The sequence below is a fragment of the Symbiobacterium ostreiconchae genome (assembly GCF_055396975.1).
In genome coordinates this window covers 1237046-1262982 of record NZ_AP042454.1, presented here as the reverse complement: position 1 = coordinate 1262982, position 25937 = coordinate 1237046, and the positions used below count along the sequence as shown (strand labels likewise).

Genomic DNA, 25937 nt, shown 5'->3' with positions numbered 1-25937 from the left:
GGCCCACCTCCCCGGGAACAGCAAAAAAGGCCGGGTCCATCCCCCGGCCCTGTACGCGCGATGCCAACCTACCCGCGGGTCTCCAGGAAAAACATGAGCAGCGAGGTCAGCACGAAGAGGGTGGCAAACGCCATGCTAAAGCGGTTGAGAATCTCGTCCATACCCTTCTTCTTGCCGAAGATCTGCTCTCCCGCGCCGGCGATGGAGCCGGAAAGGCCTGCGCTCTTGCCGGACTGCAGCAGCACCGTCGAGATGAGACCCAGGGCAAACAGGGTATGAAGCACCAGCACGAATGTTTTCATCCCTTCACCCCCTCGTGTGCGCCTTGAACGCTTGCTAATTGTACCACATCTCCCTGGGTTGGACAATCGCGGAGTCAGACGGGACCGCCAAATCTCGACAGACTTCGCGGTCCCGTCCTGCTGCTTTGACGGCGGAGGCTGGCGGCGCCCTCATTCTGCCCCGCTGCTGCCGGGGTTAGTCCTGCTTCCGGCCGCGGATCACCGACAGCCCGGCGAACACGGCCGCGTCGCCCAGCTCCTCCTCGATGCGGAGCAGCTGGTTGTACTTGGCCACCCGGTCGGTGCGGGACGGCGCGCCGGTCTTGATCTGCCCGCAGTTGAGGGCCACCGCCAGGTCGGCGATGGTGGTGTCCTCCGTCTCGCCGGAGCGGTGGGACATCACCGATGAATAGCCGGCCCTGTGCGCCATCGCCACGGCCTCCAGCGTCTCCGTCAGGGTGCCGATCTGGTTCACCTTGACCAGGATGGCGTTGGCGGCGTTCATCGCGATGCCCCGGGAGAGCCGCTCGGTGTTGGTGACGAAGAAGTCGTCGCCGACCAGCTGCACCCGGTCGCCGATGCGGCGGGTCAGTTCGACCCACGCGTCCCACTCGTCCTCCGCCACGCCGTCCTCGATCGAAACGATCGGGTACTGCCGGGTCCAGCTGTCCCACAGGTCGATGAGCTGCTCGGTGGTCAGGACCTTGTTGCCCTCGCCGGCCAGCACGTACTTCCCGTCCCGGAAGAACTCGCTGGAGGCCACGTCCATGCAGAGGAAGACGTCCTGCCCGGGCTTGTAGCCGGCCTTCTCGATGGCCTCCAGGATGACGGTGATGGCCTCCTCGTTGGACTTCAGGTCAGGCGCGAACCCGCCCTCGTCGCCGACAGCCGTGTTGTAGCCTTTGCTCTTCAGCACCGACTTCAGCGCGTGGAAGACCTCCGTCCCCATGCGCAGCGACTCGGCAAAGGAGGGCGCGCCTGCGGGGAAGATCATGAACTCCTGCATGTCCACGTTGTTGTCCGCGTGCTTGCCGCCGTTGATGATGTTCATCATCGGCACCGGCAGCGTGCGGGCGGTGAGGCCGCCGACGTGGCGGTAAAGGGGAATCCCCAGCTCAGCGGCTGCCGCCCGGGCCGCGGCCAGCGACACGCCCAGGATGGCGTTGGCGCCCAGCTTGCTCTTGTTGGGCGTGCCGTCCAGCGCGAGCATGGCCTGGTCGATCTCCACCTGCTCGGTGGCGTCGAGGCCGACGACGGCCTCGGCGATGACCTCGTTCACGTTCCGCACGGCGTTGAGCACGCCCTTGCCCAGGTAACGCTGCTTGTCGCCGTCACGAAGCTCCACCGCCTCGAACTGTCCGGTCGAGGCGCCCGAGGGCACGATGGCCCTGCCGACGGTGCCGGAGGCGAGAATCACCTCCACCTCCACCGTGGGATTGCCCCGGGAGTCCAGTACCTCGCGGCCGTGCACATTCACAATCGTCGTCATGGCACATCAGGCTCCTTCCGCATTGCTAACCAACAGCGACTCCGCATCCATCTGCGGCGGCTTGGGCAGGCCGATGATCTCCAGCAGCGTGGGCGCGACGTTGGCCAGCACCCCGGGCTTCAGCTTCGCGTTCAGCCGCTGGTCGTCCACCAGGATGCAGGGGACGAGATTGGTGGTGTGGTTGGTGTGCGGCGCCCCGGTCTCGTAGTCCACCATCTGGTCGCAGTTGCCGTGGTCCGCCAGGATGATCGCCGCGCCGCCCTTGGCCAGCAGGGCGTCCACCACCTGCCCGAGGCACTCGTCCACCGCCTCAACCGCCCGGATGGCCGCCTCCAACACGCCAGTATGCCCCACCATGTCGGGGTTGGCGAAGTTGAGCACGATGAAATCCGTGCGGTCCTCTTCAATCCACCGGACCGCCTCACGGGCCACCTCATACGCCGACATCTCCGGCTTCAGGTCGTAGGTGGGCACCTTGGGAGACGGAATCAGGACCCGCTCCTCGCCGGGGAAAACCCGTTCCTCGCCGCCGTTGAAGAAGTACGTCACGTGCGGGTACTTCTCGGTCTCGGCGATGCGCAGCTGCCGCAGCCCCGCCTCCGCCACCACCTGGCCCATCGGCACGTCGACGAACTGCGGTCCGAAGGCCACCGGGATGTCGGTGAACGTCTGGTCGTACTGGGTCATCGTCACGAGCGCAACAGGCTCAAACCCCTCGGGGCGCCTGAACCCGTCGAAGGCCGTCTCGTGCAGCGCCCGCACCAGCTGCCGGGCCCGGTCCGGGCGGAAGTTGAAGAAGATCACCCCATCGCCGGCGCGGACGCGCCCGTCCACGCCCTCGATCACCGTAGGCTGGACGAACTCGTCGGTCTCGCCCCGTGCGTAGGCCAGCTCCACCGCCTGCGCGGCCGACACGGCCCTGTGGCCGATCCCCTGCGTCACGGCCAGGAAGGCCTTCTCGGTACGGTCCCAGCGCTTGTCCCGGTCCATGGCGTAGTACCGCCCGGAGACGGTGGCAATGGCCCCCACGCCGGCCTCCTTCAGCTTGGCCTCCACCTGCTCCAGGTAGGTCAGGGCAGACTTGGGCGGGACGTCCCGCCCGTCAAGGAACGCGTGGATGTAAAGCCGCTCCACGTTCTCCCGCTTCGCCAGGTCGATGAGCGCCAGCAGGTGGTCGATATGGCTGTGAACCCCGCCGTCCGAGACCAGCCCCATCAGGTGCAGGGCTGCCCCCGGCTGCTTGGCCCGGTCGATGACCGTGCGCCACACCGGCAGGTTGTAGAACGAACCGTCGTTTACGGACCGCCAGATGCGGACCAGGGTCTGGTAGACAATGCGACCCGCGCCCAGGTTCAGGTGGCCGACGTTGGAGTCGCCCATCTGGCCGGGGAGAAGGCCGACCGCCTCGCCGGAAGCCGACAGGGTCGTGTGGGGATAGCGGGCCATCAGCCGGTCGTAGTTCGGATGCCTGGCCATCGCGACGGCGTTGGCCCGGGGGTCGGGGTTCAGGCCCCATCCGTCCAGCACAATCAAGGCCACGGGTCTGCGATAGGCGGACAAGTCCGGGTCACCTCCTGCCTTCCCGTAAAGTCTGCGCGCGACGTTACCCGCTTACCGCAGAACTTTTGCCAAGTAATTTTACCAAAGTCACCTTCGCTATTGAAGGCCTGTTCCCCTTCAACTTTTTCTGGTTCCCTCGTAGTCTGCTCGTCCGGCCGTATCCGCGTGCAAACTAAGAGCGTCCTAACGGCGAGTGAATACCCCGTGGGGTATTTCGTGGACAGGAGGGACCACAGATGGCTCAGTATACCGTTCCGATTACCGATGCCACCTTCGAGGCCGAGGTGCTGCAGTCGGACCTGCCGGTGCTCGTCGACTTCTGGGCGCCCTGGTGCGGGCCGTGCCGGATGATCGGCCCCGTGCTGGAGGACTACGCCCGGGACAACGGCCACCGCATCAAGATCGCCAAGCTGAACGTGGACGAGGAGCAGGAGTGGGCCGGCAAGTTCGGCGTGATGTCCATTCCGACGATGATCCTCTTCCACAAGGGGAAGGCCGTCGGCCAGCTGGTCGGCTTCCGGCCCAAGCAGGAGATGTACCGGATCCTGGACAGCGCCCTCGACCAGCTCGAGTCGGCCTGAGCAGGCCGCGCGACAGAACAGACACCGCAAAGGGGAACCCGACCGCGCAGGTCCGGTTCCCCTTCGTTCTGGCCGGCTCAGCCGAGCTTGATGAACTGCTCGATCACTTCATCCACGGCGGCCGTGGGATCCTCGCCGCGCCGCAGGGCCTCCGTCACCTGGTGGCCCATGTTACAGGCGGCGGCCTTCATGCCCACGCGGTTGATGGCCGCTTTCATGGCGCCGAGCTGGATGAGGATCTGCTCACAGTCCTGCCCCTCTTCCAGCATCCGCTGGATCCCGCGGGCCTGCCCCTCGATGCGCTTCAGCCGGCGCATCAGGTCCTCGTAGAGCGCCGGATTGACTTCCTTGATGTTCATCCCTACCGCCTCCTGCCATAAGATTACCGTACCCGGTATCCTGTGTCAAAGGGCGGCAGGCGTCCGGCTTCGGGCTTCCGCTACGGACGGGCGGCCTCGCAGATCGCGGCGAAGGAGGCCGGATCGAGGCTGGCGCCGCCCACCAGCGCCCCGTCGATGTCGGGCTGGGCCATGTAGCTCGCCATGTTCCCGGGCTTGACCGACCCGCCGTACTGGATGCGCACCCGCCGGGCGGCCTCGGCCCCGAAGGCTTCGGCCACCACGGCCCGCACGGCGGCGATGCGCGCCTGCGCATCCTGGGGGTCGCAGTTCCGGCCCGTGCCGATGGCCCACACCGGCTCATAGGCGATGATCAGGCCCGCGACCTGCTCCGCCGTCAGCCCCTCCAGGCCCGCGAGCAGCTGCCGCCGGTTGACGGCGTCCGCCTGGCCCGCCTGCTGCTCCTCCAGCGTCTCGCCGATGCAGAGGATCGGGATCAGGTTGTGCTGCAGCGCCGCCCGCACCTTCGCGCCGACCAGACGGTCGTCCTCGCCGAAGAGCCGCCGGCGCTCGGAGTGGCCCAGGATCACATACCGGCAGCCCGCGTCGGCCAGCATGGCGCCGGAGACTTCGCCGGTGAAGGCGCCGGACGGCTGTTCGCTCATGTTCTGCGCCCCGAGTCCGACCGCCGTGCCCTTGAGCGCCTCGGCAGCCGCCGCCAGCGCGGTGAAGGGCGGGCAGATCACGATCTCGACCCCGGTCAGGGCGGCGGCCCGGGGCAGGAAGTCGGTGAGGAACTGCCGGGCCTCCGGCTGCGTCTTGTGCATCTTCCAGTTCGCTGCAACAACGGGTGTGCGCATGGCGGGGTACCTCCCTTGCATATCGAATCCCGGTTAACGGCCCCAGTCGGCGATGAGCCAGGGCTTCCCGGCCCGCTCCCGCACCAGCACGAAGTACGCCCACTGGGGCCCCTCCACCAGCGTCGGGTCGCGCCGGGCCTCGCCGGGGACCAGTTCCAGCACGTATTCCACCCGCAGGACCTGCTGCTCCTCGTACCCCGGAACGCGGGCGACCGGCGCATCCGCAGCAGGCGTCACCCCGGTGACGCGCGCCGCCTTCACCGAAAGCCGGCGCCGGTCGAGGGTGGCGGGGCTGGTGTACAGCCGGGCGCGCTGAGGCGTCAGCGTCGCCAGGATCCACTCCAGGTCATGGGCCACCATCGCGCGGAAGTGCTCTTCCACCACCTCGGCAGGCTCCGCCTTGGCCCGCCGGCGCAGCCACGCCGCAGCCGGCGACTCCGGCTGCCGGCGCCCGAAGATCCTTCCCAGCAGGTTCATTACGCCTTCACAGCCAGACAGGCGACGCCGGGCAGCTCCTTCCCTTCCAGGAACTCCAGCGATGCCCCGCCGCCGGTGGACACGTGGGTCATCCGGTCGGCCAGGCCCGCAGCCTCAACGGCCGCCACGGAGTCGCCGCCGCCGACGATGGTCACGCCCTCGCAGTCGGCCATCGCCTGGGCCACCGCAAAGGTTCCCCGCGCGAAGGGCTCCATCTCGAACACGCCCATCGGGCCGTTCCACACGACGGTGCGGGCCGCCCGGATGACCTCGGCGAAGGCCCGGGCGCTCTCCGGCCCGATGTCCAGCGCCATCCAGCCGTCCGGAACCGCGTCGGCCGGAACCACCCGCTGCTCGGCTTCCGCCTTGAACTCGGCGGCCACCACCAGGTCCGAGGGCAGGAGGATCTTGTCGCCGCCCTTGGCGAGCAGCGCCTTCGCCGTCTCGACCCGGTCCTCCTCCACCAGCGACTTGCCGGTCGCCAGGCCCCGGGCCCGCAGGAACGTGTTGGCCATGCCGCCGCCGATGATCAGGCGGTCGACCTTGGTCAGGAGGTTCTCGATGACCATGATCTTGTCAGAGACCTTGGCGCCGCCGATGACGGCCACAAACGGCCGCTCGGGGTCGGACAGGGCCTTGCCCATGGTGTCGACTTCCTTCTGCATCAGGAAGCCGGCCACCCTGACCGCCATGTGGTCCGCCACGCCCCGGGTGGAGGCGTGCGCCCGGTGGGCGGTGCCGAAGGCATCGTTGACGAAGATCTCGCCGAGGCGCGCCAGCTTCGCGGCGAACTCGGGATCGTTCTTCTCTTCCTCTGCGTAGAAGCGGACGTTCTCCAGGAGGACCACCGACCCCGGCGGCTGCGCGGCCACCAGCTTCTCCACTTCCTCGCCGATGCAGTCCGGCGCGAACACCACCGGCCGGCCCAGCAGTTCGGAGAGGCGCCGGGCGCAGGGGGCGAGGGAGTACGCCTCGTTCCGCTTGCCCTTGGGCCGCCCCAGGTGCGAGGCCAGCACCGCGACCGCCCCCTCTTCCACCAGGTAGCGGATGGTGGGCACGGCGGCCCGGATCCGGGTGTCGTCGGTGATGCGGCCATCCTCCAGCGGGACGTTGAAGTCGACGCGCACAAACACGCGCTTGCCCTTGACATCGACGTCGCGTACGGTCATCAGCGCCATCTTGCGATTCCACCTTTCTCGTCTGGCGCCCCGGCCGGGGCAGGATGATCCCCTGACTTTGTTAAACGCCTCAACAAAAGAATTTCCACGCCGCTGGAAAAAACCCTTCTCCGCGGGTTAGTATTCATCGGGCGCATCGCGGCGATGTACCGTGCGCCGACCGTCCGGCAGCGGGCGGGGAAACCCTCCCATTCGTGGACACAGGGTCTATTGGGCGTCCGGATAGATTCTTTTTATGGTATGGTAGTAGTAGGTGAAGGGTATCGCCAGCCGGGAGGCGAGCGAAGATGGATGTGCAGGGACTGGAAGCCTTCTGGTGGATCGCCAAGACGGGCAGCTTCAACCGGGCCGCTGAGCGCCTGTTCCTCACCCAGCCGTCGGTGACGGCCCGCATTCAGGCACTGGAAAAGGAGCTGGGACAGCAGCTGTTTGAGCGCCGCCCCCGGGGGGTACGGCTGACCGACGCCGGCAGGGCCCTGCTGCCCCACGCCGAGCGCGTGCTGCAGGACATCAAGCGGGCCCGCCAGGCCGTGCTGGACCTGCAGACGGCCAGCGGGGGCACGCTTTCCGTGGGGTCCGCCCTGACCACCTCGGCCTACCTGCTTCCCGACATCCTGACGAAGTTCAAGCGCGCCTACCCGAAGGTGGAAGTGCTGGTGCACACCGGCCGCTCCCACCAGGTACAGCAGCTGGTGCTGGACGACACCGTTCAGGTCGGGCTGGTGCACGCGCCGCTGCCCAGCCATGCGGAGATCATCGCGTACCCGCTGTCGGAGGAGCCGATCCTGCTGGTGGTCCCCCCCGACCACCCCATGGCCCGCCGGAGGGAGGTCTCGCTGGATGAGCTGACCCAGGAGTCGTTCATCACCACCGACCGGGCCTCCGGGTACTGGGCCCTGGTCGAACAGTGGTGGGCCAGTCAGGGGTTCGTTCCCCATATTACAATGGAGCTCGATTCCATTGAAGCCGCCAAGCGGATGGTGCTCTGCGGGCTCGGGCTGACCATGCTCCCTTATTCCACGGTCAAGTCCGAGATCGAGCTCAGCCAGGTGGTGGCCGTGCCGCTGGCCAACAGCGCCAATCTGAAGCGGCAGAACATCCTCATCCACAGGCGGGGCAAGATCTGGAGCGGCACCGCCAAGGCCTTCCTCCGCGTGCTGGAGGAGATGTTCGGCGTCCCTCTGGGGCTGGACAAGGAGGAGTGAACACAACGGGTGCGCCGGCGTCCCTGGCGCTGCTCCGGGAGCGCTGTCCCCGGGCAGCCATCCGGGGGTGACGGCGCGTCTGCGCATACGGCAAGGGCTGCGCATCCGTGCGCAGCCCATCTGTCTGCCTGTGCGTCCTTATCCGTAGCGGCGGCGCTGGCCGGAGTTCGGCAGGCCCATCTCGTCCCGGTACTTGGCGACCGTCCGGCGGGCGATCTTGAGCCCCTGCGCCGCGAGCGCCTCCGCGAGCGCCTGGTCGGAGAGCGGCTCGGCCGGATCCTCCTGCCGGATCAGGTCCGCGATCAGCCGCTTCACCGCCTCCGCCGCCACCCCCTCGCCGCGGCCGGTCTCCACGCCGCTGGAGAAGAAGTACTTCAGCTCGTACGTGCCCCGAGGCGTCTGCGCCCACTTGCCGCTGGTCGCCCGGCTGACGGTCGACTCGTGCACGCCGATCGCCTGGGCCACCTCCCGCAGCGTCAGCGGGCGCAGGTACCGGGGACCCCGGTCGAAGAAGTCCCGCTGGAACCGCACGATGGCCTCGGTGACCTTCAGCAGCGTCAGGCGCCGCTGCTCGATGGACTTGATCAGCCAGAGCGCCGACTGGATCCGGTCCTCCACGTAGCGGCGGGTGTGGCCGTCGGCGGTGTCCAGCAGCCTGCGGTACTGGGCGGAGATCGTCAGCCGGGGCAGGGGCGCCTCGTTGACCATCACCACGTAATCCTGGCCCACGCGCTCCACCACGACGTCGGGCACCACGTACCGGGGCTCGTCCGCGCCGCCGAACCGCCGCCCGGGCTTGGGGTCGAGCGTGCGGATCGCGTCAGCGGCCGCCTGCACCTCCGCGCAGTCCACGCCCAGCCGCTCGGCAATGCGCGGGATGCGCCCGGCGGCCAGGTCCTCCAGGTGGTGGCGGATGATCTCCGGCACCAGCGGGTTCGGATCGTCCAGCGTGGCCCACTGAATCAGCAGGCATTCCTGCAGCGAGCGGGCGCCGACGCCCGGCGGATCCAGCGACTGAATCACCCGCAGTGCGGCCTCCACCTGCTCCTCTGCGGCGTTCAGCTGGCCGGCAGCCTCCTTGACGGACACCGTCAGGTAGCCGTGGTCATCCAGGCAGCCCACCAGGAACCGGGCGATGCGCGCCTGCGTCCGGTCCAGCCGCAGGAGCCCCAGCTGCCCGTGCAGGTACTCGGCGAGCGTCGGCATCCTGGGCGTGTACGCCTCGAACGAGGCCTCCTCGTCCCGGTCGGCCGGCGGGCTCGCCGCGGGCGGCTCGCCGCGGCTCAGGAAATCCAGCAGCCGGCCGACTTCCGACGGCGCACCCTCCTCAGCGGGCTCCCTGGGTTCCGCCTCCAGGCAGGGATTTTCCAGCAGTTCGCCGGCGATCAGCTCGCCCAGCTCGGCGACGGGCTTCTGCAGCACGATGATGGCCTGGCGCAACTCGGGTGTCATCACCAGGCGCTGGGTCTGCTGCATCCGAAGCTCGAAACCGAGACGCATGGCCGACACCCCCCAGCACGCTGCTCTGCTGTAGGCTATTCGCCCTCGCCGGGGCCGTTTCCTCTGCAAATCCCGTGCCAATCGCTGTGCGCCAGGAACCTCCAGGTATCTGCCTGCCGGGGCCGCTCCAGCACCTCATGCGCCGGCCCCTCTTCCACCAGACGCCCGTCCCGGAAGAACGCCACGCGGTCCGCCAGCCGGCGGGCCTGTGCCAGCGAGTGCGTGACCAGCACGATGGCCATCGATCCCCTGAGTTCGGCGATCAGCCGCTCGATCTGCTCGGTGGACGCGGGGTCCAGGGCCGAACAGGGCTCGTCCAGCAGCAGCACCTCGGGCTCCAGGGCCAGGGCGCGGGCCAGGCAGAGCCGCTGCTGCTGCCCGCCCGACAGCCCGCCCGCGTGCTGGTGGAGCCGGTCCTTCACCTCGTTCCACAGCGCCGCCCGCTGCAGGGCGGTGCAGACGGTTTGCTCCAGCGCCTCCCCGCGCACGCCCAGCAGGGCCGGTCCGAAAGCCACGTTCTCGAAGATCGACATCGGGAACGGGTTCGGCCGCTGAAACACCATCCCGATCCGGCGGCGCAGCACCTCGGGCGGCAGCCGGTCGATCGGGCGGCCGTCCAGCAGGATCCGCCCCTCCACCCGCACCCCGTGGCGCAGGTCGTGCATCCGGTTGAGGGCCCGGAGGAAGGTCGACTTCCCGCACCCCGACGGTCCGATGAGGGCCGTGACCGACCGGTCCGGAACGGCCAGGCTGACGCCCCGCAGGGCCTCGCGCCCGCCGTACCAGACCCGCAGCGCCCGGGTGGCCAGTTTCGCTGCCGGCTTCTCTTTCGGCTTCACGGCTCCCGCCTCCCGTCCAGCAGCAGATGGGCCAGCGTGTTCACCAGCAGGACGCCGCAGACCAGCGCCAGGGCCGTGGCGTGGGCCCGCCCGTCGTCGAGCCCCTCGCCCGCCAGGATGTACAGGTGCACGGCCATCGGCCGGCCCGGATCCAGGGGGGACCGCGGCAGGGCCAGATCGGTGCCGGCGGTGAGCAGCACCGCCGCGGTCTCGCCCACCGCGCGCCCCAGCGCGAGCAGCGCGCCGGTGAGGATCCCCGGGGCCGCCTGCGGGAGCACGATCCGGCAGACGGCCTCCCACCGGGTGGCCCCCAGGGCGGCCGCCCCCTCCCGCAGCTGCTGCGGCACGGCCGCGACGGCCTCCTCGCTGGTGCGGATGACCGTGGGCAGCAGCATGAGCGCCAGCGTCGCGCTGCCCGCGAGGAGCGAGGGGCCCCACCCCAGCCGCACGACGAACACCGAGAACCCGAAGAGGCCAAAGAGGATGGAGGGGACGCCCGCCAGCGTCTCGATGAGGCTGCGGATAAGCCTGACCAGGCGGCCGGGGCGCGCGTACTCCACCAGGTACAGCGCCGTGCCGAGGCCCAGCGGCAGGGCGAGGGCCAGGGCGCCTGCTGCGAGCCACAGGGTGGACAGGATCACGGAGAGGATGCCGCCCTCGCGCCCCGCGCGGGCGGGCAGGGAAAACAGGAAGTCCAGCGTGAGGCTTCCGGCCCCGCCGGCCGCGAGCGCGGCCACCAGCCCGACCATCACGCCGGAGACGGCGAGCGCCAGGGCGGTAAGCAGCGGCCTCATTGCGCCACCCTCCCGCCTGCGGCGCGCCGGGCGATCTGGCTCACCGCCAGGTTGACCAGCAGCAGCAGCGCGCCGCTGGCGAAGAGCGCCTCCCGGTGGCTGCCGGTCGCGTAGGCCATCTCCAGGGCGATGCTGCCCGTCAGCGTGCGGGCGGGATCGAGCGGTGAGCGGGGCACGGCAGCGGCGTTGCCCACCACCATCAGCACGGCCATGGTCTCCCCCAGGGCCCGCCCCAGGGCCAGGACCACCGCGGCCGTGAGCCCGCTTCTGGCCGCGGGCAGGAGCACCCGCCAGGCCACCTGCCCCGGGGTGGCCCCCAGCGCATACGCGCCCTCCCGCACAGCCGGGTCGACGGCCCGGAGCGCATCCTCCGCCACGGCGGCGATCGTCGGCAGCACCATCAGGGCGAGCACCAGGCTGCCGGCCAGCAGGCTGAACCCCAGCCCTCCGAAAACCCGGCTGATCCAGGGCACGATGTAGTCCAGCCCGAGGAAACCGTAGACGACGCTGGGCACGGCCGCCATCCCCTGGAGCACGGGCCGCACCAGGCCTGCCAGCCGCGGCGCCGCGACGTCGCTGAGGAACAGGCCCAGGCCGATGCCCGCGGGCACGGCGATCGCAAGGCTGCCCAGCGTGACCAGGGCCGATCCCGCCAGCAGCGGGAGCACGCCGAACTTTCCGTCCTCCGGGCTCCACGTCGTGCCGAACAGGCCGGGCAGGGCCGGCCAGCCCTCCACGGTCACGGTGAGCGCGATCAGGACGACGCCGGCGGAGGCGACGGCCGCCACCGCGCCCAGCACGGCGCGCGCAAGCCGGTCCCGCACGTCCATCCCTCCCGCTTGTTCCTGAAGCGATGGATATGCGGGACCGGCGCAAGTGAGACAGGCTGCCGCCGCGAGAAGCGGGCTACCGGACCGGGAGCATGCCCTCGTCCGCCACCAGCCGCTGCCCGGCCGGGCTCAGGGCGTACTGCAGGAAGGCCCGCGCCTCTCCGGCAGGGGGTCCCAGCGTGACCAGGCTGAGCGGCCGCACCAGCGGATACCCGGGTTCGCCGGGCAGGCGCCCGTCGATGCGCAGCAGCTTCACCCCGCCGGCCCGGGCAACGCCCAGGCTCAGGTACCCCACCGCGGCGGGGTCGTTCCGGACCGCGAGCCGGATGGCGCCGTTGCTGTTCTGGACCGCCGTGAGGGGATGGATGGGGCCGACGAGCTCCCGGAAGGCCTGCCGGGAGCCCGACCCCGCTTCCCGGCTGATGAGGTGCACCGGGCCCTGCGGGCCCCCGAGCTCCGCCCAGTCCCGGATCTCGCCGGCGAACAGGCGGCGCAGCTCGGCCAGCGTCATCCCCTCGACGGGGTTGGACGGGTGGACGGCGACGGCGAGCACATCCCAGGCGATGACGTGGGCCTGGAACCCTTGCTGGACCTCCTCGGGCGTCAGGCGGCGTGAGATGGTGGCGAGGTCCGCCACCCCGCTTCGGAGCGCCTGCAGACCGGCGGTGGAACCGACACCCTGGGTGGAGACGCGGGCCCCGCCGGCCGCCCGGTAGCCTTCGGCCAGCATCTCCGCCAGAGGCTGGAGCGAGGTGGAGCCGGCGATGCGCAGGCCGACGCTGGAGCGGGCGCACCCGGCGAGGAGGACGGCGAGCAGCAGCCCGAGCAGGCATGCCGCCCCGGCGCGGGCGCGCGCCGGATGGTTCAGATACATATGCATAAGGCGCCTCCCGTTCAGGCCAGTCTCTCCCTAGCCTTTCCAGGAGGCGCGCCGCGCTTGCGCCCAGAAATCTTTGTGCTGAACCCCTGCGCCAGGCGGAGCGACCGGGCCCGGGTAAGGAAACAGAAATGTGCTGAACCACTACCGCGGCTCAGCACGTTGCGTTGATCCAAGTGGGGAGTGGGGCGGAGCCCCCCTCCCCACCCCCTCCCCCTGCCAACTGCCAGGCGGTGCTCCCGGGCCCGGACGTACACGCCGTCCGGGCCCGGGTAAGAAAACAGAAATGTGCTAAACCACTACCGCGGCTCAGCACGTTGCGTTGATCCAAGTGGGGAGTGGGGCGGAGCCCCCCTCCCCACCCCCTCCCCCTGCCAACTGCCAGGCGGTGCTCCCGGGCCCGGACGTACACGCCGTCCGGGCCCGGGTAAGAAAACAGAAATGTGCTAAACCACTACCGCGGCTCAGCACGTTGCGTACATTGTACCAACACATTCCATGGTGAACAAGGCTGGTTTCGTGTTGGGTCTGTCGTTATAATGACATCCTAATGACCTGCGAGTGAGCGAGGAGGGAGACCTGTGCTCGAAGGCAAGGAGAGGCTGCTCATGGCCTGCCGCCGCCGCCAGATGAAGGTGTTCGAGACGCCTGTAAACCTGCTGGAGACGGACGTGCAGGCCGAGGGCAACCTCGACGGAATGGAAGTCGCCCTGGTGCTGAACTGCATCACCGGCATGCCGGGAGAGAGCCAGGGCACCCTCACCTTCCAGGGCAATCTGACCAGCCTGCTGGCGGTGCTGAACCGCGTCTGGCCCGTCCCGCCGGAGACAGACGAGGCCGTCTCGCCGGGGCGGCAGAGCTGGCCGGCACGCCGCAGAAAGGTGGAGAAGGACAGCCCATCCGCGTAAAGAGCCTCCTGTCAAGGCCGGGCGGGCCTGAGAGGGGGCTCTTCTTCGTTACTCGACCAGCAGGCGGCGGGCTTCCAGGTTGACCTCCAGCACGTTCAGGTCCGTCATCTGGGCGATCTGTACGGCTACCGCCTCCTGGGCCTCGCGCAGCACGTCGAAGAGGTGGAAGCCGTAGCGCGGGAGCACCTCCATGTCCACCAGCACACCCTCCCGCCGGCTCTCCACCACCACCCGGCCCACCTTGCCGACGCCCGGCACCATCTCCGCCGCCCGGGTGGCGATGGCCGCGATGACCGTGTCGGCGATGAAGAACCGCCCGAGGCTGGAGAACGTCGGGCGCACCACCGACTTCTCCAGGGTCACGGGACCCATCCCGTGGTCCCGCTTGAAGAAGTACCGCAGCGGGTCGACCATGTAGCCCGAGAAGGTCTTCTTCACCTCGAAGGTCGGGGCGGGAATGACGTGCTTGCCCTCGTGGTGCCGCTTCCGCTGGGCCAGCCGTATCTGCGCCGGGGTCGCGATCTCCTCAATGCGGATGGTGCGGTCGGGGTGCGGCAGGTCCAGCGCGTCGCAGATGCGCACGATCATCTCGTCCGACGTCCCGAGAACCAGCACCCGCTTGGGCTTCAGCGACCAGAGCGCGGACCGGACCTCCTCCCGGTGGTCCTCATTCAGGAAGATGGCCCGCCGGACGGCCGCCATCTTGTTCTCCTCGCGCTTGGCGCTGGTGCCGGCGCGGATCTTCCCGTCCCGGTCGATGAGCAGGCCGTCGTCCACGATCAGCTCACACTGGTTCTGATACGCCACGATCTGGGCGCGGTGGCTCTTGCCGCTGCCCGCGGGCCCCACCAGGGCGACCACCTCCACCCAGATCACCCCCTGTGCGCGAATGTCTCAAACCTCTATTCTATCCGACGAAAAAGACCGCCTTCCGGTTTGCCGGGCGCGGTCTCGCCAAAATTGCGGCTGGATAAACCTGGCCGGATCGTCTACTATTCTACTGTATGGAAGGATGGCTTACCCGAGCGACCCCAGGATGTTCCTGCAGTTGGGGCACTGCTCCTCCTCGGGGCTGCCTCTGAACGTGCGGCGGCAGCTGCGGCAGCGCCGGTCCACCAGCCGGATGAGCGCCTGCCGCTCCGCGCCGGCCAGCGTCCGGGCGGAAAGGGGCGCCTCGCCGATGACCCGCACCGGACAGAGCTCCACACAGGTGCCGCAGTCCACGCAGGCGGCCGGCTGGTGGGTCAGGGTCCACGCGCCGTCTGACGCTTCAGCGGCCAGGCTTCCGGTCGGACAGAACCGTGCGCAGATGCTGCACCCCGTGCAGGCCTCGCCCACGCGGCGGGCCTTCCAGGGGCCGCCGGGCATCGCGCCGTCCCGCGCCGCATCGGGGTTCACCCGGCGCAGCCAGCGGGTTCGCCGCCGGGGCAGGCGGGCGGGCAGGCGGGCGTGGTTGAGTTCCGGCTCCGGCAGGAACTGGCGTGCCACCTGGGCCGACTCCGTGCGCCAGAGCCCGAGCAGCTCCCGGCGGCTCAGGCCCGGCCCGGCCGGACCGGCGCCCCCCGCCGCCGACAGGAACACCTCGTGATCCGACCCCAGTGCGGCCAGGGCCTCGCGGACCTGCGCAACCGCCGTGCGGGCCAGTTCGCCGCCCGCCCTCCGTGCGCAGGACTCGCAGTCGCCGGAGGCCAGCTCCACCCGGGGATGGCGGAGGGCCATGGCCATCAGGTGGTCCACCGACAGGTAGCCGAGGCAGGGCAGCCGCAGGCCGGCGCCGACCGCCTTCTCGCAGTGGGCCGCGGCAGCGGAGAGCGCCGCTTCCTCATCGATCCCGCGGACGGCGATCGCGGCCGTCGGGCAGACGCCGGCGCAGATGCCGCAGCGGTCGCAGGCAGCCGTGTCCGCCCGGACCCGCCCTTCCTCCAGGCGCAGCGCCGAAACCGGGCACGCCTCGACGCAGCGGCGGCAGCGGGAGTGCCGGTGCCTGGCCGCCAGGCAGGCCTGCGCATCGACCTGGATGGGATCGGGATCGACCAGTTTCAGCAGGTGCTCGAGGTTGATCAAGCTGCTCACGCTCCCGTCTCTCCTGATCGTACCGTGGTCCTGTCGGTCACCGGAATAGGGAGAGCGGTGGATTTGCGATGGCCCGCATGGGCATTTTGGCGGATTGACCCGTAACCGGAGCGCCGTTTGTGTCGTTAGATAAACAGTAAGACCGACAAGGGGGTGTCACACGACATGCGCCGACCTCTCTGGCTGCGCGCCGCCGCACTCATACTCAGCGCCGCACTGCTGGTCGCCGGCTGTGGCGCCGCGGACAAGCCGCCGCCCTCGCCGCCGCCGCAGTCCAAACCGCAGCCGACCCCAGCCCCCACGCCGCCGGGCGAGCCCACGCGGCCGACCGACCCGGTCGATCCTCCGGAGGATCCGGCCCAGCCCGACCCGGCGGTTCCCGATCTCCCCGGCGACATCGAAGCCTTGAAGGAAGCGCTGCGGGCCCAGTCGCCCGTTACGTACACCATCGTGATCGCCCACGACGCCCCCCGCGAGATGGACAAGACCGCATATCTCGATCAGATGCTGGAAGCGCAGGGCTACCCCGGAAACAATGAGATTCTGCTGGTCCTGTTCCCCGCGGACAACTACAACATCCGCTTCGCCATGGGCGTCCTGGTCTTTGACCGCAGAATCACCCTCCAGCAGATGCTGGAGCTGGTGCAGAACCAGTACCTGCCCCTGTCGCGCCAGGGCGATCCCGCCGGGGGCCTGGCCGCGCTGATCAACGCCATCAACGCGCAGGTCAAGTAGGTTCCGGTACACAAGGCTGTGCAGGACGACGAACCCCCGGGAAAGGCCGGCTGCCTTTCCCGGGGGTTTTCCTGTCCACAGCTAGTCGTCGCCGCCGGTCAGTACCGCCTCCGCCTCCCGGCTGATCTGCTCAGGGAGGACCTTGTTCAGCACCACGCCAGCCAGGGCCGCCAGGGCCATGCCGCTCAGCTGGAGGCCGCCGGGCAGCGGCACCACGGCGCCGCCGATGCCCAGCACCAGTACCACGGCTGCGATCACCAGGTTGCGGCCGTTGGTGAAGTCCACCCGGGCATCGACCACCTGGCGGATGCCGATGGACGTGATCATGCCGAACAGGACGATGGAGATGCCGCCCATCACCGGGGCCGGAATCGCCTGCAGCACGGCCCCCAGCTTGCCGACGAACGCCAGGGCGATGGCGAAGACGGCGGCGATGCGGAGGATGCCGGGGTCGTAATTGCGGGTGACGGCCAGCACGCCGGTGTTCTCCGAGTACGTGGTGTTCGCCGGGCCGCCCAGCAGGCCGGCCAGGGCGGTGGCCAGGCCGTCGCCCAGCAGGGTGCGGTGCAGGCCGGGATCCCGGATCAGATCCTTGCCGATGACGGCGCCGTTGGTGGTGACGTCGCCGATGTGCTCCACCATCGTCACCAGGGCCAGCGGCGCGATGGCCAGGATGGCCGACAGGCTGAACTTGGGCGCCATCACCGGCGGCACGGCCACCCAGGAGGCCTCGCGCACGCTCGCCCAGTCCACCAGACCAAAGGCCGCGGCGGCCCCAAAGCCCACCACGATGCCGCAGATAATGGGCAGCAGCTTCAGGAAGCCCCGGGCGTAGACCGACACCACGACGACGGCCATCAGCGTGATGATGGCCACGAGCCAGTGGGCGGAGGCCATGTCCACCGCCACGGGCGCCAGCGTCAGGCCGATGACCATGATCATCGGACCGGCGACGATGGGCGGGAAGAAGCTCTTGACCCTGTCGACGCCGAACAGGTAGATGAGCCCTGCCAGCACCAGGTAGACCAGGCCTGCGGCGACGATGCCGCCCGTCGCGTACTCCAGCCCCTCTGTCTGCCCGACCAGCTGGATCGCGGCGATGTAGGCGAAGCTGGAGCCCAGGAACACGGGCACCTTCCGCTTCGTCACCAGGTGGAACAGCAAGGTGCCGAGACCGGCCGTCAGCAGGGCCACGCTGGGGTTCAGCCCCGTCTGGATGGGCACCAGCACGGTGGCCCCGAACATGGCCGCCACGTGCTGCAGGCCCAGGACGAACCGCTTGGTCTGCGAAAGCTCTGCCGTCGTGGAGATCGCTGCCGTCGAACCCGCCATCGCACATACCCCCTGACTGATGTTCCTGCGACGCATAAAAAAGACTCCTTACCGGCGAGGCAAGAAGTCGCGTGGCAGGCACACCCACATCAGGGCGCACCTTACCATGTGACCTTGCCAGTCTCACTGGACTGCCTTAAAGGTCGCCGGTATTTAGTTCTGTCTCAGTGTACCACGAACGGCCCTGCTTGACCAGTGTCTTCTTCTTCTCTCCCGCGGCACATTTTCGTCGAACCCGGGGAGGTATTTTATACCAGAAGTTAGGATTCCTTCCTGTCGAGAAGGAGGGGTCTATCGACATGGTGGAAGGCCGGACCACCGTCGTGATCGCCAACGACAATCACGAGGAGCGTCAGCGCCTCATGGACAAGTTCGACGGCATGGCCGAGTTCGCCGTGGTCGGCGAGGCGCGCCACGGCCTGGAGGCGGTGGAACTGGTTCGGACGTTGCGTCCGGACCTGCTCATTCTGGACGACGTCCTGCCGCACCTGGACGGGCTCGGGGTGCTGGCGGAGCTGGGCCCGGAGGAGCGCCCCCACGTCCTGCTGCTGCTTTCCTGCGCCTCTGACGTGCTGGTGCAGCACTACTACGAGAAGGGGGCCAGCTACTGCCTGCTGCGCCCCTGCCAGCCGGACCTGGTCGCCGAGCGCGCCCTCCTCGTCTGCGGCCACCCGTCCGCGTCGAACACCTCATCGGCGGGCCGCACGGTGCCCAGCTCGCGCACCATCGCGGAGCTCCTGCGCCGCAGCGGCGTGCCGGCGCACCTTCAGGGCTACCGGTTCCTGAAAGACGCCGTCCAGTACGTCCTCAGCCTCAACAAGAGCACCTGCGGCATGACCAAGGAGCTCTATCCCCACATCGCCCGTCTGCACAACACCCAGCCCAACCGGGTCGAGCGGTCCATCCGCCATGCGATCGAGGTCGCCTGGGGTCGGGCCGACATCAACGACTTGCAACGGCTCTTCGGCGCCACCGTTCACCACGTGCGGGGCAAGCCGACCAACGCGGAGTTCGTGGCCATGCTGGCCGATCATCTGCGGGGAGCGGTGGGTTCCTGAGCACCCCCGCTCCCCGCCTTGTGCGCGTCAGACCATCAGGACCCGGCGCGCCTCCTCCATCCCCCGCGAGAGCGCCTCACGGTTGACGGGGATGTACCGCGCCTTGTCCTCGCCCATGACCTTCGGCAGGACCTCCAGGATCGACTCTATCTTCACCATGGGCACCACCGCCAGGAGCGCCCCCAGGGCCACCATGTTGGCAAACCGGACGTTGCCCAGCTCCACCGCCAGGTCGGTGGCGGGCACGGGCACCACCGTGATGTCGGTCCGCGTCGGCCGCGTGGTGCAGAGAGACGTATTGACCACCAGCGTGCCCCCCGGCTGCACCGTCGGCTCGAACTTCTCCAGCGACGGCTGGTTCAGCACGATGCACGCGGTCGGCTCTGAGACCATCGGGCAGGCCACGGGGCTGTCGGAGATCACCACCGAGCAGTTGGCCGTGCCGCCCCGCTGCTCCGGGCCGTAGGCCGGCACCCACGAGACGTGCTGCCCCTCCAGGTTCCCGGCGTAGGCGAGCAGCTGTCCGGCCGTCAGCACGCCCTGGCCACCGAATCCGGCGATCAGAATCTCATGCGTGTACACCGGCCAGCGCCTCCTTCGTCACATCCTTGAACTCACCGACGGGGAAGTAGCTGAGCATGTCGGTCAGCACGTACCGGTTGGCCTCGGCCGGGGTCATCCCCCAGTTGGTCGGGCAGTTGCCGAGCACCTCCACCATCGAGAACCCGAGGCCGTTCAGCTGCGCCTCAAACGCCTTCCGGAGGTACTGCTTCGTCTTCACGATGTTCGCGACATCGGCGACGTGCGTGCGCGCGACGTAGGCCGCACCGGGCATCTGGGCCAGCAGCTCCGCCATGCGGTAGGGCTGGCCGTTCTCCTCCTTCCGCCCGTACGGGGTGGTCGCGGTGACCGCGCCCATCAGGGTGGTGGGCGACATCTGCCCGCCGGTCATGCCGTAGATGGTGTTGTTGTACATGATGGTGGTGATGCGCTCGCCCCGGGCCGCCGCGTGGATGATCTCCGAGGTGCCGATGGCGGCCATGTCGCCGTCTCCCTGGTAGGTGAAGACGAACAGGTTCGGCCGCGCCCGCTTCACGCCAGTGGCGACGGCCGGCGCCCGGCCGTGGGGGGCCTGGACGAAATCGGTCTCAAAGTAGTTGTAGGCCAGTACGGAGCAGCCGACCGAGGCGACGCCCACGGTCCGCCCCCGCAGACCCAGCTCGTCAATCAGCTCGGCAACGATCCGGTGCAGGACCCCGTGGCTGCACCCCGGGCAGTAGTGCGTGACCACGGGCGACATCGCCTGCGGCATGCCTGCGATCCGCTTCATCAGGCCTCGCCTCCCATCAGTTCCTGAATCTGGCCGAGAATCTCGCGCGGGGTCGGCACCATGCCGCCGAGCCGCCCGTAGAAGTCCACCCGGGCCCGGCCGAGCACGGCCAGCTTCACGTCCTCCACCATCTGTCCGGCGGACATCTCCACATCGAGGAACCGCCTCACGCCCCGCTCCGCCAGCCGGGCAAGCCCCTGAGCCGGGAACGGCCACAGCGTGATCGGCCGGTACAGGCCGACACGCAGGCCCATGTTGCGGGCCACATCCACGGCTGCGCGGGCGATGCGGGCCGACGTGCCGTAAGCCACCACGACGAGTTCCGCATCCTCGCAGCGGTACTCCTCCCACCGGGTCTCCCGCTGCTCCATCGCGGCGAACTTGGCCTGGAGCACACGGTTGTGCGCCTCCAGGTTCTCAGGGTTCAGCTCCAGCGAGGTGATGACCCGCTTCGGCCGGTTGTCGGCGCCCGTGAGGGCCCAGTCCTTCTCTTCCGCATTCACCTGCACCGGCGGGAAGGTGACCGGCTCCATCGTCTGGCCCAGCAGCCCGTCGCCCACGATCGCCACGGGATTTCGGTAGGCGTCCGCCAGGTCGAAGGCCAGGATGGTCAGGTCCACCAGCTCCTGCACGGTGGAGGGCGCCAGCGCGATCATGCGGTAGTCACCGTGGCCGCCGCCTTTGACGATCTGGAAGTAGTCGCTCTGGGAGGGCTGGATGTTCCCCAGGCCGGGGCCGCCCCGCATGATGTTGACCACCACGCACGGCAGCTGGCAGCCGATCATGTACGAGATGCCTTCCTGCTTCAGCGAATACCCCGGGGAAGAGGACGAGGTCATCGCCCGGACGCCCGTGGCCGCCGCCCCCAGCAGCATGTTGACCGCCGCCAGCTCCGACTCGGCCTGCAGGAACGTCCCGCCGACCTCGGGCATGCGCCGCGCCATGTACGCCGGCAGTTCGGACTGCGGCGTGATGGGATAGCCGAAGAAGAAGCGGCACCCCGCCCTGATCGCGGCCTCGCCCAGGGCTTCGTTGCCCTTCATCATCATGGTCGTCGTGGGTTCCATCGGGCATCCCCTCCTAGGCGATCTTGTATATCGTGAAGACGACCTCGGGGCAGACCAGTGCGCAGGCCCGGCAGCCCGTGCACCGCTCCGGGGCGATGGCCACGGCCGCCCGGTAGCCCAGCGCGTTGATCTGGTTGCCCATGGCGAGCACTTCCCGCGGGCAGGCCTCCGTGCAGAGCTCGCATCCCTTGCAGCGATCCTGATCCATCTCCAGCTTGATTCCGCGCAACCCCATAACCCCCTTTTCAACGTCCTTCAGAAGACCAGCGAGCGAACTACGTTCCGGCGGAGGGCGCCGCTTCCCACGGGGGCCGCATGCGGAGCTGCAGCGGCAGCACCGGCAGGTCCGGCAGCGCCCCGGCCAGGTCCGCCCGCACCGCCGTGAAGCGCACGGGCAGCCCCAGCAGCCGGGCAGCTTCCTCCACCTGTGCAAGTCCCTCCACTACGTGCTCCGGGCGGGTGAGCGGACCCAGGTTCGCGTTGTTCACCAGCCCGGTCAGCCGGATCCGGCCGATCTCCTCCAGCCACCGCGCGTACCGGACCACCTCCTCGGGTGACCGGGTATCCGGCCGGTAAGGATTGATCACCATCAGCGCCTCGTACGTGCCCGGGGGCAGACGCATGCTGCCGACCACCCGGGCGCCCTCGCCGCCGCCGATGTCCGCCACCACCGGGCCGTCATACGCGGTCATGGCCTGCACGGCGCGCGCAGCCACGACCGGCAGGTCGGAACGCCACAGTTCGCCGGCCGGTCGAACCACCTCAACCCCGGCTGCTGCAAGCTCCTCGGCCACATCGCGGGACCGGTAGTACGGCGTGATGAAATCCAGGTCCAGCAACATCGGGCGCTTTTGCTCAGCACACAACGAAAGCGAAATAGAAATGGCCACTTCGGTCTTTCCCGAACCGAAGTGACCCAATAAGAGGGTACGGGCAGCCTGCAACATGACTGATCCCCCCAGGTCCATCTTAACCGCCGCGGAGGGACGGGGGGTATCGGTACTTGGTTTTAGGCAGAAAGGGCTATAGACACAACCCGGAATATTGTGAACGGGCCTAATCCTCGTCGTCGTCCGGCAGGGACGCCTCGTCATCGTCCTCCGCGTACAGCCTGTCCAGGCCGGGAATCTCCTCCACGGGCAGGTGCAGTTCGATCAGCTCGCCCTGCCGCAGCACCGTGAGCGGCACCCGGTCACCGTAGCGGCGCGTCGAGAGGATCTTCCGGATCATGCCCGTGCTGAGGACCGGCTGGCGGTCACCCACAGCCATGATCATGTCCATCTCCTGCACGCCGGCCCGGCTGCCCGGCCCGCTGCCCGCGACGTGCTGCACCACCAGCCCCCTGTCCGTGGGCAGGTTCAGCATCTCGACCCAGATGTCGTCGATGACGTCGACCTCGCCGGAGAAGCCGAGCCAGGGGTGGACGGCGTAACCGTAATCGATAATCTGACTCGCCACTCGGGCGGCCACCGATGCCTGAATGGCCAGGCCGAGCCCGCCCTGCCAGGGGATGCCGTTGATCCCCACCACCCGCCCCTCCAGGTCGATCAGGGGGCCGCCGGCGTTTCCGGGATGGATGGCGGCGCTCGTCAGCAGGAGCCCGTCCACCGGCAGGTTTCCCCGGCCGCGCGCCTTCGGGCGGTAGACCGTGCGGTCGCTGCTGCTGATGATCCCGCTGGTCGCCGTGTGCTCCTGGCCCAGGGCAAAGCCCACGGCGGCCACGAAGAGCCCGACCGGCGTGGTGCCGTCCGGCGCGAAGGTGGGCGGGTCGTAGGGCAGCCGCTCCTCAACCTGCAGGACCGTCAGGAAGTAGAGGGGATCGACGCCGATGCACTCCGCCCGCCGCCGCTTCCCGTCCGCCGTCTTCACGGTGATCTCGTCTTCCGGCGCCACGATCTGCGCGGTGCTGATGATGTGATAATGGTCCAGGATGACCCCCGTGCCCAGGGCGATCTGCCCCGTCTTGGGCGTGACGGCGTATATGTGCACCACCGCAGGACGTACCCGGTCCAGCGCCGCGATCAGGGCCGAGGAAAACGGGTCCACGCCCACACCCCCTCATGTGTCCACACTCTAACTTGCCATTTTACGTTCGATCTCATGGGATCTCAACCCCGGGCAGGGGACTGCCCACCGAACAAACCGGCCCCCCTGAAACGTCTCTTCTATTGGATACAGCAGGAAGAAACCGGCCACCGGTGAAACCCTATAGGATACGTCTGACCTTGGAGGAATGGCCCGCATGATCGAACTCCTGAACGTCTCCAAGAGTTACAGCGGCGGGGCCAGGAAGGCCGTGGACGGCCTCACCCTCACCATACGGCCCGGCGAGATCTTCGGCTTCCTGGGTCCCAACGGAGCCGGCAAGACGACGACCATCAAGATGATCGTCGGATTGCTCCGGCCGGACAGCGGCACGGTCAAGGTGGGCGGTTACGACGTGGTCAGACAGCCGCTGGAAGCCAAGCGGCAGCTGGCCTACGTGCCCGATACCCCGGAGGTCTACGACCGGCTCACCGGCCTGGAGTACCTCAACTTCATCGCCGACATCTACGGCGTCAGCGCCCGTGAGCGGGAGGAGCGGATCGCCCGCTTCGCGGACGCCTTCGAGCTGACCCATGCCCTCCTCGACCGCATCGACAGCTACTCCCATGGCATGCAGCAGAAACTGGTCCTGATCTCCGCCCTGATGCGCGATCCGCCCGTCTGGGTGCTGGACGAGCCCATGGTCGGCCTCGATCCCCGCTCGTCCTTCCAGCTCAAGGAACTGATGGTCGAGCACACCCGCCGGAACCGCACGCTCTTCTTCTCCACCCACGTGCTGGAGGTGGCGGAGCGGCTCTGCGACCGGGTGGCGATCATCAACAAGGGGCGCATCATCGCCTGCGGCACGCTGGATGAACTCCGCAGCGGGCAGACCGGTGAAACCCTCGAATCCATCTTCCTGGAGCTGACGGAGAAATGAGGAACATCTGGCCGCTCCTGCGCGTACAGCTCATCCAGAGCTGGCGCGGCGGGATCGAGCGCATGTCGGGCACCCGGTCCCGCATGGGCCTGCTGCTGATCCCCTTTCTGATCCTGGCGTTCATCCCCGTGGTGGTCATGTTCGGCGCGATGTACGTCGGCCTCTACGGGGGGCTCGCGCAGTTCGGGCAGGCCCACCACGTGCTCACCGTCGCGCTCACGGCGGGGCAGGCGCTCTGCCTGATCTTCGGCGTGCTCTACGTCATCTCCGTCTTCTACTTCAGCCAGGATCTGCGCTTTCTCATCCCGCTGCCCCTGCGGCCGGGCGAGATCGTCCTGGCCAAGCTGGCCACCATTCTCCTGGGCGAGTACCTGACCATGGCGCCGGTGGTGCTGCCCGCCCTGATCGTCTACGGCGTGCTGGCCGACGTGGGGCTGCTCTACATCCCGTTCGCCCTGCTCATCTACCTGATGCTGCCGGTGGTGCCCCTCGTGCTGTCCGGCCTGTTCAGCCTGCTCCTGATGCGGATCACGGCGCTGCGCCGCAACCGGGACCTCATCCGGGTCTTCGGGGCGGTGATCGGCATCGCCCTGGCCGTCGGCATCCAGTTCGTCGGCCGTTTCCAGCAGGGCGGGCTGCAGGCCGAAGACGTCCAGCGGTTCATCGAGAGCAACCAGCCGCTGGTCCAGGGCGCCGCCCGGTGGCTGGTCACGTCGACCTGGGGCGCTCAGGCCCTGCAGGCCGGCGCGCCGGCCTTCGGCATCCCGGCCTTCCTCCTGTTCACCGGCGCCGTCGCCGCCTCCCTGGCGCTGCTGGTGGCCGGCGCCGAGCGGTTCTTCTTCACCGGGCTGCTGAGCGGCGGCGAGCGGGCCTCGTCGGGGCGCCAGGTCACCCGGTCCGAGCTGGCCGAGCGCACGGGAAAGGCGCAGTCCCCCCTCCGGGCGCTCTTCCTCCGGGAGGTGCGGCTGCTCAACCGGAACCCCACCTTCCTGATGACCGGCGTCATCACCCCGCTGCTGATTCCGCTCTTCATCGCGATCCCCATGGCGACCGGGAATCTGGTCGTGGAAGGCTTCGACCTTTCGGGGGTCGCCGACCTGCCGTGGACGCCGGTCGTGCTGCTGGCCATCGTCTTCGGCCTCAGCTCCACATCCGCCCTGCCTTCCTCGGCGATCAGCCGTGAGGGGCCGTGGTTCTGGATCAGCCAGTCCCTGCCGGTGGCCCCCCGGATGCAGATCCACGCCAAGGTCCTGCACAGCCTGGTGTTCAACCTGCTCAACGTGCTGGTGGTGCTGGCCGCCACGGTCTGGGTGGGTCTGGCCACGCCGCGCAATCTCGCGATCCTGCTGGCCGGCGGCCTGATCGTCAGCGCGCTGGCCGGCTACAGCGACCTGCTCATCGATGTGCTGAGGCCCAGCCTCCGCTGGACCGACCCGCAGCAGGCCATGAAGGGGAACATCAACTCGCTCCTGGCCATGCTGGTCAACCTGGGCGTCACCGCCGTGACGGCCCTGGTCGCCGCCCTGCTCTACTGGGGCCTTCGCCCGTTCTTCCTCCCCGCCCTGCTGATCGTGCTGGCCCTGGAGGTCTGGGGGCTGGCGAAAACCGTGGGAGCACTCGCCGACGTGCGCTACACGCAATACGAGCTGTAGGGAGTTGG

General features: G+C 68.7%; 28 protein-coding genes. 7 read left to right on the top strand and 21 right to left on the bottom strand.

Translation table 11 applies throughout. From position 1 onward, the window contains the following. Positions 1–68 precede the first annotated feature (68 nt). The 3 genes from secG to gpmI form a co-directional block, all read right to left on the bottom strand. Positions 69–302 (bottom strand): preprotein translocase subunit SecG, encoded by a 234-nt coding sequence (secG, locus tag ACZ5UM_RS06245; RefSeq protein ID WP_464847551.1) that lies wholly within the window; start codon positions 300–302, stop codon positions 69–71. 175 nt (positions 303–477) lie between these two features. Continuing rightward, positions 478–1770, bottom strand: coding sequence for a phosphopyruvate hydratase (eno, locus tag ACZ5UM_RS06240; RefSeq protein ID WP_464847550.1), 1293 nt, complete (start codon positions 1768–1770; stop codon positions 478–480). Positions 1771–1776: 6 nt separating this feature from the next. Continuing rightward, complete coding sequence (gpmI, locus tag ACZ5UM_RS06235; protein WP_464847547.1) at positions 1777–3330, bottom strand: 2,3-bisphosphoglycerate-independent phosphoglycerate mutase; 1554 nt, start codon at positions 3328–3330, stop codon at positions 1777–1779. Positions 3331–3566: 236 nt separating this feature from the next. Here gpmI and trxA point away from each other — a divergent pair, with 236 nt between their 5' ends. Then, on the top strand, positions 3567–3911 hold the full coding sequence (trxA, locus tag ACZ5UM_RS06230) for a thioredoxin (RefSeq protein WP_464847545.1): 345 nt from the start codon (positions 3567–3569) through the stop codon (positions 3909–3911). Between the two features lie 77 nt (positions 3912–3988). On the opposite strand, the gene ACZ5UM_RS06225 is transcribed toward trxA, so the two are convergent. The 4 genes from ACZ5UM_RS06225 to ACZ5UM_RS06210 all read right to left on the bottom strand — a co-directional run bounded on the left by ACZ5UM_RS06225 (position 3989) and on the right by ACZ5UM_RS06210 (position 6764). Next, positions 3989–4270: a metal-sensitive transcriptional regulator gene (locus ACZ5UM_RS06225; protein ID WP_464847544.1), complete on the bottom strand. Its 282-nt coding sequence runs from the start codon at positions 4268–4270 to the stop codon at positions 3989–3991. A gap of 80 nt (positions 4271–4350) precedes the next feature. Next, positions 4351–5109, bottom strand: coding sequence for a triose-phosphate isomerase (gene tpiA / locus ACZ5UM_RS06220; RefSeq protein WP_464847543.1), 759 nt, complete (start codon positions 5107–5109; stop codon positions 4351–4353). A gap of 33 nt (positions 5110–5142) precedes the next feature. Further along, entirely contained in the window at positions 5143–5586 is a 444-nt protein-coding gene (locus ACZ5UM_RS06215) for a DUF4829 domain-containing protein (protein ID WP_464847540.1), read from the bottom strand. Then, positions 5586–6764: a phosphoglycerate kinase gene (locus ACZ5UM_RS06210; RefSeq protein WP_464847539.1), complete on the bottom strand. Its 1179-nt coding sequence runs from the start codon at positions 6762–6764 to the stop codon at positions 5586–5588. The genes ACZ5UM_RS06215 and ACZ5UM_RS06210 overlap by 1 nt, the downstream gene beginning before the upstream one ends. Positions 6765–7051: 287 nt before the next feature. Here ACZ5UM_RS06210 and ACZ5UM_RS06205 point away from each other — a divergent pair, with 287 nt between their 5' ends. After that, complete coding sequence (locus tag ACZ5UM_RS06205; RefSeq protein ID WP_464847538.1) at positions 7052–7969, top strand: LysR family transcriptional regulator; 918 nt, start codon at positions 7052–7054, stop codon at positions 7967–7969. A 138-nt stretch (positions 7970–8107) separates the two neighbouring features. Here ACZ5UM_RS06205 and rpoN read toward each other — a convergent pair whose 3' ends face one another. From rpoN to ACZ5UM_RS06180, 5 genes are all read right to left on the bottom strand, one after another. Beyond that, positions 8108–9469: an RNA polymerase factor sigma-54 gene (rpoN, locus tag ACZ5UM_RS06200; RefSeq protein ID WP_464847537.1), complete on the bottom strand. Its 1362-nt coding sequence runs from the start codon at positions 9467–9469 to the stop codon at positions 8108–8110. Between the two features lie 35 nt (positions 9470–9504). Beyond that, positions 9505–10308, bottom strand: coding sequence for a phosphate ABC transporter ATP-binding protein (locus ACZ5UM_RS06195; RefSeq protein WP_464847534.1), 804 nt, complete (start codon positions 10306–10308; stop codon positions 9505–9507). Further along, positions 10305–11102 (bottom strand): phosphate ABC transporter permease PstA, encoded by a 798-nt coding sequence (gene pstA / locus ACZ5UM_RS06190; protein WP_464847532.1) that lies wholly within the window; start codon positions 11100–11102, stop codon positions 10305–10307. The genes ACZ5UM_RS06195 and pstA overlap by 4 nt, the downstream gene beginning before the upstream one ends. Further along, positions 11099–11932 carry a phosphate ABC transporter permease subunit PstC gene (pstC, locus tag ACZ5UM_RS06185; protein ID WP_464847530.1) on the bottom strand — a complete coding sequence of 278 codons (834 nt, stop codon included), beginning with the start codon at positions 11930–11932 and terminating at the stop codon, positions 11099–11101. The genes pstA and pstC overlap by 4 nt, the downstream gene beginning before the upstream one ends. A gap of 76 nt (positions 11933–12008) precedes the next feature. Continuing rightward, positions 12009–12812 (bottom strand): phosphate ABC transporter substrate-binding protein, encoded by an 804-nt coding sequence (locus tag ACZ5UM_RS06180; RefSeq protein ID WP_464847527.1) that lies wholly within the window; start codon positions 12810–12812, stop codon positions 12009–12011. 578 nt (positions 12813–13390) lie between these two features. On the opposite strand from ACZ5UM_RS06180, the gene ACZ5UM_RS06175 reads away from it, so the two are divergent. After that, positions 13391–13717 (top strand): hypothetical protein, encoded by a 327-nt coding sequence (locus tag ACZ5UM_RS06175; RefSeq protein WP_464847523.1) that lies wholly within the window; start codon positions 13391–13393, stop codon positions 13715–13717. Between the two features lie 48 nt (positions 13718–13765). Here the strand turns inward: ACZ5UM_RS06175 and ACZ5UM_RS06170 are convergent, their stop codons facing one another. Beyond that, on the bottom strand, positions 13766–14584 hold the full coding sequence (locus ACZ5UM_RS06170) for an Asp23/Gls24 family envelope stress response protein (protein ID WP_464847521.1): 819 nt from the start codon (positions 14582–14584) through the stop codon (positions 13766–13768). 150 nt (positions 14585–14734) lie between these two features. Further along, positions 14735–15790 carry a 4Fe-4S binding protein gene (locus ACZ5UM_RS06165; protein WP_464847520.1) on the bottom strand — a complete coding sequence of 352 codons (1056 nt, stop codon included), beginning with the start codon at positions 15788–15790 and terminating at the stop codon, positions 14735–14737. Between the two features lie 165 nt (positions 15791–15955). Here ACZ5UM_RS06165 and ACZ5UM_RS06160 point away from each other — a divergent pair, with 165 nt between their 5' ends. Further along, the gene (locus ACZ5UM_RS06160) at positions 15956–16525 is read left to right on the top strand and encodes a TPM domain-containing protein (protein WP_464847518.1); all 570 of its coding nucleotides are present in this window, start codon (positions 15956–15958) and stop codon (positions 16523–16525) included. Positions 16526–16606: 81 nt separating this feature from the next. Here ACZ5UM_RS06160 and ACZ5UM_RS06155 read toward each other — a convergent pair whose 3' ends face one another. Further along, complete coding sequence (locus ACZ5UM_RS06155) at positions 16607–17857, bottom strand: uracil-xanthine permease family protein (protein ID WP_464847516.1); 1251 nt, start codon at positions 17855–17857, stop codon at positions 16607–16609. Positions 17858–18156: 299 nt separating this feature from the next. On the opposite strand from ACZ5UM_RS06155, the gene spo0A reads away from it, so the two are divergent. Then, complete coding sequence (gene spo0A, locus ACZ5UM_RS06150; RefSeq protein ID WP_464847515.1) at positions 18157–18915, top strand: sporulation transcription factor Spo0A; 759 nt, start codon at positions 18157–18159, stop codon at positions 18913–18915. 27 nt (positions 18916–18942) lie between these two features. Here spo0A and ACZ5UM_RS06145 read toward each other — a convergent pair whose 3' ends face one another. The 6 genes from ACZ5UM_RS06145 to ACZ5UM_RS06120 all read right to left on the bottom strand — a co-directional run bounded on the left by ACZ5UM_RS06145 (position 18943) and on the right by ACZ5UM_RS06120 (position 23358). Continuing rightward, positions 18943–19497, bottom strand: coding sequence for a 2-oxoacid:acceptor oxidoreductase family protein (locus ACZ5UM_RS06145; RefSeq protein WP_464847514.1), 555 nt, complete (start codon positions 19495–19497; stop codon positions 18943–18945). Further along, positions 19484–20245 carry a thiamine pyrophosphate-dependent enzyme gene (locus ACZ5UM_RS06140; RefSeq protein ID WP_464847513.1) on the bottom strand — a complete coding sequence of 254 codons (762 nt, stop codon included), beginning with the start codon at positions 20243–20245 and terminating at the stop codon, positions 19484–19486. Before ACZ5UM_RS06140 ends, ACZ5UM_RS06145 begins: the two co-directional genes overlap by 14 nt. Continuing rightward, entirely contained in the window at positions 20245–21312 is a 1068-nt protein-coding gene (locus ACZ5UM_RS06135) for a 3-methyl-2-oxobutanoate dehydrogenase subunit VorB (RefSeq protein ID WP_464847510.1), read from the bottom strand. The genes ACZ5UM_RS06140 and ACZ5UM_RS06135 overlap by 1 nt, the downstream gene beginning before the upstream one ends. A 13-nt stretch (positions 21313–21325) precedes the next feature. Beyond that, positions 21326–21547 carry a 4Fe-4S binding protein gene (locus ACZ5UM_RS06130; protein WP_464847507.1) on the bottom strand — a complete coding sequence of 74 codons (222 nt, stop codon included), beginning with the start codon at positions 21545–21547 and terminating at the stop codon, positions 21326–21328. A 40-nt stretch (positions 21548–21587) separates the two neighbouring features. After that, positions 21588–22154 (bottom strand): hypothetical protein, encoded by a 567-nt coding sequence (locus ACZ5UM_RS06125; RefSeq protein ID WP_464847505.1) that lies wholly within the window; start codon positions 22152–22154, stop codon positions 21588–21590. Positions 22155–22368: 214 nt separating this feature from the next. Then, positions 22369–23358 (bottom strand): S1C family serine protease, encoded by a 990-nt coding sequence (locus tag ACZ5UM_RS06120; RefSeq protein WP_464847504.1) that lies wholly within the window; start codon positions 23356–23358, stop codon positions 22369–22371. 196 nt (positions 23359–23554) lie between these two features. Between ACZ5UM_RS06120 and ACZ5UM_RS06115 the strand changes: the two genes are divergently transcribed. Then, positions 23555–24277 carry an ABC transporter ATP-binding protein gene (locus tag ACZ5UM_RS06115; protein ID WP_273382109.1) on the top strand — a complete coding sequence of 241 codons (723 nt, stop codon included), beginning with the start codon at positions 23555–23557 and terminating at the stop codon, positions 24275–24277. Continuing rightward, positions 24274–25929 carry a putative ABC transporter permease subunit gene (locus ACZ5UM_RS06110; protein ID WP_464847503.1) on the top strand — a complete coding sequence of 552 codons (1656 nt, stop codon included), beginning with the start codon at positions 24274–24276 and terminating at the stop codon, positions 25927–25929. The genes ACZ5UM_RS06115 and ACZ5UM_RS06110 overlap by 4 nt, the downstream gene beginning before the upstream one ends. The last annotated feature ends 8 nt before the right edge of the window (positions 25930–25937 follow it).

What these genes read in the sequence shown, in the direction of transcription:
- secG (WP_464847551.1), bottom strand. Translation starts at nt 302, where the DNA reads ATGAAAACATTCGTGCTGGTGCTTCATACCCTGTTTGCCCTGGGTCTC.
- eno (WP_464847550.1), bottom strand. Translation starts at nt 1,770, where the DNA reads ATGACGACGATTGTGAATGTGCACGGCCGCGAGGTACTGGACTCCCGG.
- trxA (WP_464847545.1), top strand. Translation starts at nt 3,567, where the DNA reads ATGGCTCAGTATACCGTTCCGATTACCGATGCCACCTTCGAGGCCGAG.
- ACZ5UM_RS06225 (WP_464847544.1), bottom strand. Translation starts at nt 4,270, where the DNA reads ATGAACATCAAGGAAGTCAATCCGGCGCTCTACGAGGACCTGATGCGC.
- tpiA (WP_464847543.1), bottom strand. Translation starts at nt 5,109, where the DNA reads ATGCGCACACCCGTTGTTGCAGCGAACTGGAAGATGCACAAGACGCAG.
- ACZ5UM_RS06215 (WP_464847540.1), bottom strand. Translation starts at nt 5,586, where the DNA reads ATGAACCTGCTGGGAAGGATCTTCGGGCGCCGGCAGCCGGAGTCGCCG.
- ACZ5UM_RS06210 (WP_464847539.1), bottom strand. Translation starts at nt 6,764, where the DNA reads ATGGCGCTGATGACCGTACGCGACGTCGATGTCAAGGGCAAGCGCGTG.
- ACZ5UM_RS06205 (WP_464847538.1), top strand. Translation starts at nt 7,052, where the DNA reads ATGGATGTGCAGGGACTGGAAGCCTTCTGGTGGATCGCCAAGACGGGC.
- rpoN (WP_464847537.1), bottom strand. Translation starts at nt 9,469, where the DNA reads ATGCGTCTCGGTTTCGAGCTTCGGATGCAGCAGACCCAGCGCCTGGTG.
- pstA (WP_464847532.1), bottom strand. Translation starts at nt 11,102, where the DNA reads ATGAGGCCGCTGCTTACCGCCCTGGCGCTCGCCGTCTCCGGCGTGATG.
- pstC (WP_464847530.1), bottom strand. Translation starts at nt 11,932, where the DNA reads ATGGACGTGCGGGACCGGCTTGCGCGCGCCGTGCTGGGCGCGGTGGCG.
- ACZ5UM_RS06180 (WP_464847527.1), bottom strand. Translation starts at nt 12,812, where the DNA reads ATGCATATGTATCTGAACCATCCGGCGCGCGCCCGCGCCGGGGCGGCA.
- ACZ5UM_RS06160 (WP_464847518.1), top strand. Translation starts at nt 15,956, where the DNA reads ATGCGCCGACCTCTCTGGCTGCGCGCCGCCGCACTCATACTCAGCGCC.
- ACZ5UM_RS06155 (WP_464847516.1), bottom strand. Translation starts at nt 17,857, where the DNA reads ATGGCGGGTTCGACGGCAGCGATCTCCACGACGGCAGAGCTTTCGCAG.
- spo0A (WP_464847515.1), top strand. Translation starts at nt 18,157, where the DNA reads ATGGTGGAAGGCCGGACCACCGTCGTGATCGCCAACGACAATCACGAG.
- ACZ5UM_RS06140 (WP_464847513.1), bottom strand. Translation starts at nt 20,245, where the DNA reads ATGAAGCGGATCGCAGGCATGCCGCAGGCGATGTCGCCCGTGGTCACG.
- ACZ5UM_RS06135 (WP_464847510.1), bottom strand. Translation starts at nt 21,312, where the DNA reads ATGGAACCCACGACGACCATGATGATGAAGGGCAACGAAGCCCTGGGC.
- ACZ5UM_RS06130 (WP_464847507.1), bottom strand. Translation starts at nt 21,547, where the DNA reads ATGGGGTTGCGCGGAATCAAGCTGGAGATGGATCAGGATCGCTGCAAG.
- ACZ5UM_RS06125 (WP_464847505.1), bottom strand. Translation starts at nt 22,154, where the DNA reads ATGTTGCTGGACCTGGATTTCATCACGCCGTACTACCGGTCCCGCGAT.
- ACZ5UM_RS06115 (WP_273382109.1), top strand. Translation starts at nt 23,555, where the DNA reads ATGATCGAACTCCTGAACGTCTCCAAGAGTTACAGCGGCGGGGCCAGG.
- ACZ5UM_RS06110 (WP_464847503.1), top strand. Translation starts at nt 24,274, where the DNA reads ATGAGGAACATCTGGCCGCTCCTGCGCGTACAGCTCATCCAGAGCTGG.